Annotated in this window: 11 protein-coding genes; 5 read left to right on the plus strand and 6 right to left on the minus strand. The window is 37.8% G+C overall.

The features are described from left to right. Nucleotides 1–147: 147 nt before the first annotated feature. Entirely contained in the window at nucleotides 148–972 is an 825-nt protein-coding gene (locus tag FJR05_RS08745; protein WP_168643742.1) for an IS982 family transposase, read from the minus strand. 168 nt (nucleotides 973–1,140) lie between these two features. Between FJR05_RS08745 and FJR05_RS27615 the strand changes: the two genes are divergently transcribed. Then, nucleotides 1,141–1,269, plus strand: a complete 129-nt coding sequence (locus tag FJR05_RS27615; protein ID WP_256376184.1) for a hypothetical protein — start codon at nucleotides 1,141–1,143, stop codon at nucleotides 1,267–1,269. Nucleotides 1,270–1,280: 11 nt separating this feature from the next. Here FJR05_RS27615 and FJR05_RS08750 read toward each other — a convergent pair whose 3' ends face one another. From FJR05_RS08750 to FJR05_RS08760, 3 genes are all read right to left on the minus strand, one after another. Continuing rightward, nucleotides 1,281–2,069: an ABC-2 family transporter protein gene (locus tag FJR05_RS08750; protein WP_168643743.1), complete on the minus strand. Its 789-nt coding sequence runs from the start codon at nucleotides 2,067–2,069 to the stop codon at nucleotides 1,281–1,283. Between the two features lie 5 nt (nucleotides 2,070–2,074). After that, complete coding sequence (locus FJR05_RS08755) at nucleotides 2,075–3,058, minus strand: ATP-binding cassette domain-containing protein (protein ID WP_168643744.1); 984 nt, start codon at nucleotides 3,056–3,058, stop codon at nucleotides 2,075–2,077. 521 nt (nucleotides 3,059–3,579) lie between these two features. Further along, nucleotides 3,580–4,065 carry an allophycocyanin subunit alpha-B gene (locus FJR05_RS08760; protein ID WP_168643745.1) on the minus strand — a complete coding sequence of 162 codons (486 nt, stop codon included), beginning with the start codon at nucleotides 4,063–4,065 and terminating at the stop codon, nucleotides 3,580–3,582. Between the two features lie 127 nt (nucleotides 4,066–4,192). Here FJR05_RS08760 and rlmD point away from each other — a divergent pair, with 127 nt between their 5' ends. Both rlmD and FJR05_RS08770 read left to right on the plus strand, forming a co-directional pair. Next, nucleotides 4,193–5,575 (plus strand): 23S rRNA (uracil(1939)-C(5))-methyltransferase RlmD, encoded by a 1,383-nt coding sequence (rlmD, locus tag FJR05_RS08765; protein ID WP_168643746.1) that lies wholly within the window; start codon nucleotides 4,193–4,195, stop codon nucleotides 5,573–5,575. Between the two features lie 410 nt (nucleotides 5,576–5,985). Continuing rightward, entirely contained in the window at nucleotides 5,986–6,435 is a 450-nt protein-coding gene (locus tag FJR05_RS08770; protein WP_168643747.1) for an anti-sigma regulatory factor, read from the plus strand. A gap of 21 nt (nucleotides 6,436–6,456) precedes the next feature. Here FJR05_RS08770 and FJR05_RS08775 read toward each other — a convergent pair whose 3' ends face one another. Next, nucleotides 6,457–6,735: a DUF6439 family protein gene (locus tag FJR05_RS08775; protein ID WP_168643748.1), complete on the minus strand. Its 279-nt coding sequence runs from the start codon at nucleotides 6,733–6,735 to the stop codon at nucleotides 6,457–6,459. Nucleotides 6,736–6,801: 66 nt separating this feature from the next. On the opposite strand from FJR05_RS08775, the gene FJR05_RS08780 reads away from it, so the two are divergent. Continuing rightward, on the plus strand, nucleotides 6,802–7,146 hold the full coding sequence (locus FJR05_RS08780; RefSeq protein ID WP_168643749.1) for a hypothetical protein: 345 nt from the start codon (nucleotides 6,802–6,804) through the stop codon (nucleotides 7,144–7,146). Between the two features lie 83 nt (nucleotides 7,147–7,229). Beyond that, the gene (asnS, locus tag FJR05_RS08785) at nucleotides 7,230–8,621 is read left to right on the plus strand and encodes an asparagine--tRNA ligase (RefSeq protein ID WP_168643750.1); all 1,392 of its coding nucleotides are present in this window, start codon (nucleotides 7,230–7,232) and stop codon (nucleotides 8,619–8,621) included. 32 nt (nucleotides 8,622–8,653) lie between these two features. On the opposite strand, the gene FJR05_RS08790 is transcribed toward asnS, so the two are convergent. Then, nucleotides 8,654–10,237, minus strand: coding sequence for a metallophosphoesterase (locus FJR05_RS08790; protein WP_168643751.1), 1,584 nt, complete (start codon nucleotides 10,235–10,237; stop codon nucleotides 8,654–8,656). Nucleotides 10,238–10,530 lie beyond the last annotated feature (293 nt).

Consider the following 10,530-nt stretch of genomic DNA (forward strand, 5'->3'; position numbering starts at 1 on the left):
TTCGTTCACTTACGCCGTAGTGTACTAGTTATTATTATTTAAGTAACAGTAGTTATTGATTCGTGTATAAATACGCAAGATAGCTCAAGAGCTACAATACTTTGCAACTCCAATACTGAACTATTATCAGCTATAAAAATTACCGGATTAAATAAATGCTTTTTGAATAGTAAATGCAAAAATAAATGCTTGTACTTTCAGTAAAAATCCTTCATACGTAACCGCATGGATAAATTTTGGAAATGGACAAGTGATACTGCTAAATACTGTTTCAATATAATGCCGAGTATGTTGTTTAATATATTGATTCCAAGGCAAGTCTTTACGCTTGGAATTCTTTTTCCGCATGACTTCTAAAGAAAATTCACTTGTTTCTTTTATGTCATCCTCAATATTATAATCAGTATAACCTGCATCAACGTAAAGCTCGCTACCAGGTAGTAAATTTAGAGGTAAAGCATTTAAACCACGGACATCGTTAGCTGCTCCAGGCATAAATACAAATTCAACAGGAATACCATCTTTTGTGCTAATTAAGTGAATTTTCACGCCGTAAAAATACCGTTTTTTTGAGGCGATATAACCTCGAAAATCTTCTGAATGAATTAACTTGACGTTAAAAATGCGAATATTGTCACACAACGGTATAGGAAACGAATCTAGTAAGTATTCTGTATGCTCACTAATTTCCTTTAGTATCATTCCTAGTTGATGAAAAATATCATTCATTAGCATAAAAAGACGATGTAGGCGGCGATTAAAGCGAGATTTTTGTAACATCTTGACGATTAGTTTATGATCTTTCATATAGTCGCAAGCCTGACTATGATTGCCACCGAAAAATATGGATCCAACTAATGCCGTAGTAATAATTTCTGCATCGCTCATATGACACCGAATATCTTCGGTGTGTCCAATTGCTTTTAATAAATCGTCTACAATAGCGTAGATTGTAATTATTTTATCTAACATTTTTCCCTCTGATAATTCTATGTAAAGGGAATTTTCCTAGTTTTTAATTTCTAATTCATCTATCTGAGTGAGTGATTAACATTTGGCACTAAGGAAAATTGCTATCATATACATAACTAGCAACTTGGGTTATTAGATGTCAAATTCGGAAATGAAGGTTTACAATTAATGCCAATAATCTCAGGAATTTCTGATTTAGCAATCTTAAGAACTATTCAAAAATATAGCCTAACTGTAAATAATCTTGATGACTTACAAGAACTTATCCAAAACATTTACACTGCTGAAGTCAATTAAATTATGAATTATTAAGCCCCCATACCTGAATATTTTTTCATTCCTCTGCGCCATAAAAAACGATTAGCACCAAAAAATATAAGAAACCAACCTGAGATTGATAGAAATCCTCTGGTTAAATCTACAGGTAGTCCTACTAAAATACTAGCTGGAAAATTGATCATATAAGGAAAAGGTGTGAACATAACTATGTTTCTGATATTTTCTGGAAAAACATCTAAAGGTGCTATTAAACCTGATAAAAATATGAAAAACAACAACCATAAATTTTCTAAAGCTGCGGCTCTTTCTGTCCAAAATGCAAACATAGCAAAGGTATATTGAATGATAAACCTTAAAGCAAAAACCATAAATGCTACTAAGAGGAATATAAATAAGTTAGTTATACTTGGCAACCAAAAGGCTTGAGGATAGAGAACAAAAAAGAATGTTGATAAAACCAATACAAAAGGCATTCTAGCGACTCTTTCCGCAAGATGGTTCGCTACATGATGCCAAACTGGATCTAAAGGCTGTAATAATTTTGGCGAAAGTTTACCTTCTAATACTTCTTTTTCAAAATCATAAATTACCCAAACAACAGTGAGTTGTCTAGCCAGAAAAACTGCGAAAAAATATCGAGCAAAGTCTACAGATTTAAAAGCAAATTTACCACTATCAGCAGCTTGTACCCAAATACCCATCATGATCATTGGTAAAGAACCAGCTAAAACCCAGAATATTAATTCCGATCTATATTCCAGCACATTAGCATAATATACAGACAGCAAAGTTAAGGATTTTTTAACAAGTGTTTTCATAGTTATCAATGGTTAAATCCTTTTTGAAAAACCCTACCAATTACCTCTTCTACAGGTGGTTCTGTAACTGTTAAATCTATCACTTCTAAATCAGCTAAAATCTGAGAAACAGTGCGAGTCATGGCTTCTTGTTGAACAATAAATCTCACTGCTCTTCCTTCTAGCATTTGTACATCACCATAGGACATAAGTTTTTCTAGGGGTAATGCTTGCGCTAATTCGACATAAATTTCTCGATAAGGAGCAAAATTTTCTAATAATCCATCTAATCTACCATCATAAATGAGTTTGCCTTGATGAATTAATAACACCCGTTCACATAAAGCTGTAATATCAGCCATGTAATGACTTGTTAATAAGATTGTGGCTTGATATAGTTGATTATATTCTTTTAAAAAGTTACGTACTCCTGCTTGAGCATTAACATCTAATCCTAAAGTTGGTTCATCTAGAAATAAAACTTGAGGACGGTGTAAAAGTGCTGCTAACAGTTCAGCTTTCATCCTTTCACCTAATGATAATTTGCGAACAGGTTGGGTTAATTTACCTTCTAAAGCCAGCATTTCTGTTAGTTCTCCAACTCGACGTTGAAATTCTTTATCAGAAATATTATAAATTGCGGCGTTAATTCTCAGAGAATCCAATGCTGGCAAATCCCAAAGTAATTGCTGTTTTTGTCCCATGACTAAGGTGATTTTTTGCAAAAATGCTTCTTGACGATTAAAGGGAATAAATCCTCCAACTTTAACTGTACCTTTAGAAGGATGAATTAATCCTGTTAGCATTTTCAGGGTGGTAGTTTTGCCAGCGCCATTAGGTCCTAAAAACCCCACTATTTCTCCGGTTTCAATGGTAAAAGTGACATCCTGGACTGCGGGAATTGAGCGATAGGTACGGCGGAAAAAATGGTTAATTGTTCCCCTAATACCTGGTTGTTTTGTGGATACAGGATAAAATTTATTAAGTTTTTCTGCTATAATAATTGACATGAAAAATTTATTTCCTTCTACCTGATAATATTGAGTTTCTTCCATCTAAATAATGATCACACAAATTGCCAGAAGAAAGTCGCTTTTGAGGAGGATTATTTTTTCTAAATTTTCTAATTCCTAATTATTTTGTAAGTAAGTTGTGGTAATTGGTAATTGGTGAAAACGATTCTTCTTTCTTCTTCCTCCTGAACTCCTGACTCCTGACTCCTGTTTATCTAAGGTGATAGAAGTCACACATATACATGATTGACATCATCTCAGGGAAATTGCCACGTTGGTATGATTAATGTTAACTAAACTCTAGCCGAGTCGAGTCATTAATAGGGAACATACTAACTGCCGACAGCCTATCATCAGTCTGTCGTTTTTTTTGCGGTCTTTATATGTAATAACTTGTGGTAAGCATAACATATCCCCACAATTAGTTAATAACCTGACACATATTTGCCATAGCTACTAACAATTGTGGGGAATTAAGGACTTTTAACTCTGTTCCTATCTATCGTACAGAGGTTTGATTATGACATCGCTTGAATGATGTAATCAAAGTAAGGTGCTGTTTCCCCAGCGTCTTCTGCATTTAATAAATCTAATGACGCTTGTTTGAGAGAGGCGATCGCTTCTACCATTCCAGGCACGGGAACGCCGAGAGAGTTGTACATTTCCCGCACACCAACCAAACCAATTTTTTCAATGGGTTCTTTGTCACCGGCAAGTACACCGTAGGTGATTAGGCGTAAGTACCAGCCAAAGTCCCGAATACACAAAGCCCGTTGTTTGTCGCCGTAAGCATTACCACCGGGGGCGATAAAGTCAGGGCGTTTTTGCCAAAGTTTTTTGGTGGCTTCTTGAACGATCTTTTTCTCGTTTTCTGAAAGGGTGGCGGCGATTCTTGTGCGCTGCACACCTGTTTCCAAAAATGCTTTGATGTTTTTGAGTTCGCCACTGCTGGGGTAACGCAGTTCGTCGTCAGCTTGGAGAATAACTTGGCTAATTACAGTCATGATTATCTAAATGAACTGAAATATTTATATCTGCTAGTTTACCGACTTAGAGGGACATTCGTGAAGTGTATGGGAAGATAGAGATAAATGAATTTACAATTCGACATTGTTCTCTAGCAATTGACTAATGACTAATATAATGTGGCGACAAGATGAAATTATTGAACTGGAAATTACTGATTTAAGCGATACTGGTGATGGTGTGGGACGCTTTGAACAGCGGGTGGTTTTTGTTGCTGATACTGTTCCAGGCGATCGCCTACTTGTCAAACTATTCAATGTTAAGCCAAAATATGCCTATGGTCAGGTGCAGGAATTATTGCAAGCCTCACCTCACCGGGTGCGTCCCAGTTGTATTGTTGCTGATAAATGTGGTGGTTGTCAGTGGCAACATATTAATTATGACTACCAATTAATCGCCAAACACAATCAAGTAACTCAAGCTTTAGAAAGAATTGGCGGTTTTGTAAATCCACCGATAGATCCAGTTTTGGTAAGTGCTGCATCCTTTGGCTATCGCAACAAAGTCACATATCCTATTGGTAGGTCAGCCACAGGTCATGTCCAAGCTGGATATTATCACAAAGGTACTCATAAATTAATTAACTTGAATCAATGCCCCGTCCAAGACCAGCGATTAAATCCCTTGTTAGCTGAAGTAAAATTGGATATTGAAAAGCAGGGTTGGTCAATTTATGACGAAACCCGACATAAAGGACTAATTCGCCATTTGGGTTTACGCATTGGTCGTCGTACAGGAGAAATGCTGCTAACTTTAGTCGTCACAAATTGGAATTTACCAGGAATTGAAACCCAAGCCCAGCAATGGTTACAGCGTTATCCCGAATTAGTCGGTGTGTCACTTAACCGCAATAGCGATCGCACAAATGCTATATTTGGATCAGAAACCCGTTGTCTAGCTGGAACTCCCCACCTTCAAGAAAAATTCGCCGGACTGGATTTTCAAATCGGCCCAGATACATTCTTCCAAGTGTACACAGAAACAGCCGAAGCACTCCTAGCCGTAATTCAGTCAGAACTGAACCTACAAGGGCATGAAATCCTCATTGATGCCTATTGTGGGATAGGGACATTAACTTTACCCCTAGCCAAGCAAGCACAGCACATCACAGGTTTAGAATTGCAACCAACAGCAGTACAACAAGCAACTATCAATGCCCAAGAAAATGGAATTAATAATGTAACATTCCAAGTAGGCGCAGTCGAAAAGATTCTCCAGAATTTGGAAATTATCCCAGATGTCGTCTTACTTGATCCACCCCGCAAAGGATGTGAAGCTAACGTTATCAAAACATTAAGAAACCTGAAACCATCTCGAATAGTTTACGTCAGTTGTAAAGTAGCCACCCTCGCCCGTGACCTGAAACTACTTTGCGAAGATGGGCTATATAAAATCACAAGGGTGCAACCTGCTGACTTTTTTCCTCAAACTGCTCATGTAGAAGCAGCAGCTTTTCTAGTGCTATCAGACAATGATAAGAATAGTTAATTCTTCCCAAAAATAAAAATCAGAAATTTGTACTCTAGTGGATACTCATAATGCTAGAATGGAATTACATAAAAATAGAAACTCATTTTGTTTTAAAGAAATCGAAGCTGCATAGAGTCTTAAGAAAGGGATAAAATTGTGTTAAATACAAACTAGCAGTTAACAAGAGCCTCCTGCCCATTTTGTTCAAAAATAGCAGTTCTTATTCATCTAATAAATGAACAGATTAACTTTAGCAAATTGTAAATAAACAAGATGAATTCTCATTCTCTGTTATCAGCTAAGAGCATTTTTATAAATTTAGTTTTACAGACTCAAGTTTGAAGGCAGCATGACTACCTAATTTTTATCAGAATGCCTGAAAAAGCTTTCCTGATGTCTAGCTAAATAAAAGCTACGGGGTTTCTCTTGTGATTACCATTTCTCTTCGTCCAGTTGGGCGTTATTGGGGGACAATTAGTTTTGCCTCCACCCTCTATCTTTGTCCAATCCTAGATTTACTCTTGACAGATATTCCTGTAAAATTACAATCGGAACTACGACTAGGACTTCAAGAAGCCCTAGTAAATGCCGCTAAACATGGGAATAATCTTGATCCCGGCAAATTAGTCGTAGTTCGGTTCTCATTAATAGATAATCAGTATTGGTGGATTATCTCAGATCAGGGTAGTGGTTTCACGCCCTCTCTCGAAGATCATAGTGATCCCAATGACTATTTACCACCAGACGAAGCAGAAAGTGGGCGGGGTATGTCCTTACTGCATCAAATTTTTGATCAAGTAAAATGGAATTGCAAAGGTACAGAACTCACACTTTGTAAACAAGTAGAAAGCCGGCGTTTATTATCTTTGCGAAGATAAGAGGCAGGGGGCAGGTGAAAGTTATTGCTTAATTTCTTCACGCTTATGCCCGTGCGTAGGGCAGGGGGGAGCGGAAATTGACTTATCTAGCCAGCCTACAGCCTGTTCTAGCCTAGCCTGTGCTTCTTGGGGTTCATTTTTGACCAAAAATACCATTGCGGCGGCTGCTTGTTCACTAGCGCGGGCATTGCGGTTAGATTTGAGCCGATGCCAATCATCAGGAGAAATACTCAGCCTTTCCATGAGTGCCTGTGCTAGTTCTAGAGTGCTAATTTCCTTGAGTTGGCTAGTTTGCGACATAATACTAAGTGACGAGTTAAGAGTAAAAGTTATGATTTAATCATCATAGCTAATGAACAATCATCAATGACTAATTTAGAGGAAAATCCCCAGCCAGATTTTGCACAGGAATTGGCAGAAGTAGAAACTTCATTACGATTCTTAAAAGATAGATATGCACAAGTGCAAAATGATCAACAACAAAAGGCACAATGGCAACAAGAATTAAAAAATTTAAAGCAAAATAGAAAGCAGACTCCAGAAATTAAAGCCGAGTTAAATCGTCTGCAAAAACAATTAGAAACCTTAGAAATCAATCTAGAAAGCCAGTTATTTTCTTGGACTAGCCTGAAAAGACCCTTTTGGCAAGCTGTTCGTTTTGGCGGTTTAGGCGTTATTATAGGTTGGTTATTAAAATCTTGGGTTGGTTGATGTAAAAGATCCCCGACTTCTCAAAGAAGTCGGGGATCTGATCCTGATCCTTCTGATCCTTTAAAAAATACAAATTGTAGAAAATGCTAAATTATCGTATTGCAGAAATATTAAGAAGTGGTAAACCAGATGAAACTTTAGTAGTCCAAGGTTGGGTAAGAACAAAACGCGAATTAAAAGGATTTGCATTTTTGGAACTTAATGATGGTTCATCCTTGGGTAATTTGCAAATTGTTATTAATCAAGATTTACCAGACTATCAAGGAATATTAAAACAAATCAATACAGGTGCTTCTATCGAAGTAGCAGGAGTCCTAGTAGCTTCCCAAGGTAAAGGACAAAGAATAGAATTAAAAGCAGATACAGTGAAAGTATACGGAGATGCTGATCCTGATACTTATCCTCTGCAAAAGAAACGTCATTCCTTTGAGTTTCTCCGCACCATTGCCCATTTGCGTCCGCGAACTAACTCCTTTGGTGCAGTATTCCGGGTGAGAAATGCTTGCGCCACTGCTATTCACCAATTTTTTCACGAACGGGGCTTTTTATGGGTACATACTCCCATTATTACCGCCAGTGATTGTGAAGGTGCAGGTGAACTATTTAGTGTGACTAATTTCAATTTAAAGAACGTTCCTAAAACAGAAAACCAAGAAATTGATTATAGCCAAGACTTCTTTAGTAAACCCGCATATTTAACAGTTAGTGGTCAATTAGAAGCCGAAATCATGGCTATGGCTTTTACGAATGTCTACACCTTTGGTCCCACATTCCGGGCAGAAAATTCTAATACTTCTCGACACTTAGCCGAATTTTGGATGGTTGAACCAGAAATGGCCTTTTGTGATTTAGAAGGTGATATGGATTTGGCTGAGGAGTTTCTCAAACATATTTTTAAATATGTGATGGAAACTTGTCCCGAAGACATGGAATTTTTTAATGAACGGATTGATAATACTGTTTTAGAAACTGCAAATAATATTATTAATAATCAATTTGAAAGATTGACTTATACCGAAGCAGTCAAACTTTTAGAAAAAGCTGATGCTAAGTTTGATTACCCTGTGAGTTGGGGTGCTGATTTACAATCAGAACATGAACGCTATTTAGCTGAACAATTGTTCAAAAAGCCTGTCATTGTTACAGATTATCCCGCCCAAATTAAAGCTTTTTATATGCGGTTGAGTGACGATGAAAAAACCGTCCGCGCTATGGATATTCTCGCACCAAAAATAGGCGAAATTATTGGTGGTTCACAACGAGAAGAAAGACTTGATGTTTTAGAAAAACGGGTATTAGCACAGGGTATGAACCCAGAGGATTTGTGGTGGTATTTAGATTTACGTCGTTATGGTACTGTTCCCCACGCTGGTTTCGGTTTGGGGTTTGAAAGATTGGTGCAATTTATGACGGGTATGGGAAACATTCGAGATGTGATTCCGTTTCCTCGCACACCACAAAGTGCGGAGTTTTAATTATTTTAGAGGCGTTTTCAATAACGTCTCTCCTATCCTCCTGGATTATAAATTATCCAAGGTTTTAATTGGCGATCGCACCATTTACCCTCAACTAACTCTGTCACTAAAGGTGTGATCATAAACTTCGCAGGAAAGCCCCCCAACACATCCACCCGCACACAAGAATAAGGTTTTTTACTCTCCAAACCACTCCCACTCCGTCCCACATACAACAGCGAATCAGCAACCTTGCGAATGGAAAGATCCCCATTATTATTGAAAGTTTCCAGCAATTCTCCTCCTTCTGGACGTTGACGACGAAGACGACGACCACTACCACCGGCAATAATATAATTAATATCAGAATCTGCGTGTCCTGTATTCACAGTTTGCAAATGCTCAAAACAATGGGCGTGTCCGCTGAATATTATATCTACTATTGGACGTTCCTGAGTTATATTACCCAAACTTGTTGCCACCTCATCAAAAACATCCCGTAACCGATGACGAACCGCTAAAGTTTGCCTTTGATTCCATTTACTACCTTCTGTAACATAAGGTGGATGATGGAAAAATATTACCCGTCCTCTAACTGCATTATTCTGCCAAGATGCAATTAATCTTTCTTTTAACCAATTCAATTGTTCAAAATCAACATTAGTATTGGTATGAGACTCTAATTGCTTTTCAATATCAATTTTTACCTCATTAATTTGGTCTAATTTTCCCCCCAGTTCAGCCAATAATTCCGCGTCATCAGACTTTTCAGGATTGAGTTTGTCATATTCCGTCAAAATCCGTAATTCTTCTTGGTCAATTTCCTGACGACGTTGTGCTAATTCCCGACGGAAATTATCCCCAGCTTGGTTATTAGGTAAAGGATCTGGAGTATTGAAAGTATTAGAATCTAAGGCAAAAAAGTCAATACCGCCGTAACAAAAATTATAATAGCGATTAGGTAAACGAGTAAAATTCCCTGGTTGATAACGCAAACATTTACCCGTAATAGTTTTGGCGTTGTAATGCTGTTTTAAATATGCTTCCAAATCACTTGGAGAAACTGCCGCCAAATAATCTAAAAATGCTCTAGCATAAGCATCACCTTGATTTGAACCATGCCAACCAATCTCAATATCTTTATATCGCAACATCCGCCGTAGAGGCAAAGTCGGACCAGTTAACAACCGATAGAGTAAAGGAACATCATAGTAATCATGATTCCCCAGCACTGGTAAAATCGGCAGCTTAAATACCATCTGATCATAAGCAATATTTTGAGGCTGATGACCACCAACTAAAAATTCTCGATAAGGTTCAATAAAATTGGCTGGGTAATATTCACGAGAACCCACCATATAAATCACATCACCAGTGTGCAGCACAAAACGGCAATCATCACCATGATTTACCATCATTTTGGCAACTTCCCGTTGGGGATGGTGTCCAGAATAGGACTTACTTCCAGTATCACCCATTACCATAAAGGAAAAATCTGGACTTTCTGAGTTGCCATCATCTATCACCATGCAGGTTTGGTCAATTCCCTGCTGTAAGATACTCGAATGCTGCCACCGCACCCGTTGTTTCATCTTTTGAATTTTGACAGAAATCGGTGGTTCAGAAATCAATTTCATAGGAAATAATATTGTCAGAAATGGCTATAGCTTGCGTGACGACGTAGGAGTCATACGCCACGCTACGCTATCAGAATGTCCGGGATTAAAGGATTAACAGGATTACGGTTTAAATTAGTCCGTGCAGGCGGTCACTGAGCCTGTCGAAATGCGGACTTTGTTTGTGTAGCCGCGACTTCTAGTCGCCTAATTTTGATAAATTAGCGAAAACCTAGTGTGTTAATTTTGACAGGAAAACCAGGGATTTCCTTCATGCAGAAAGTATGATAGAAAAAAGGATACCTGAAAGCTCA

The sequence above is a fragment of the Dolichospermum sp. UHCC 0259 genome (assembly GCF_009711935.1).
Taxonomy (GTDB): domain Bacteria; phylum Cyanobacteriota; class Cyanobacteriia; order Cyanobacteriales; family Nostocaceae; genus Dolichospermum.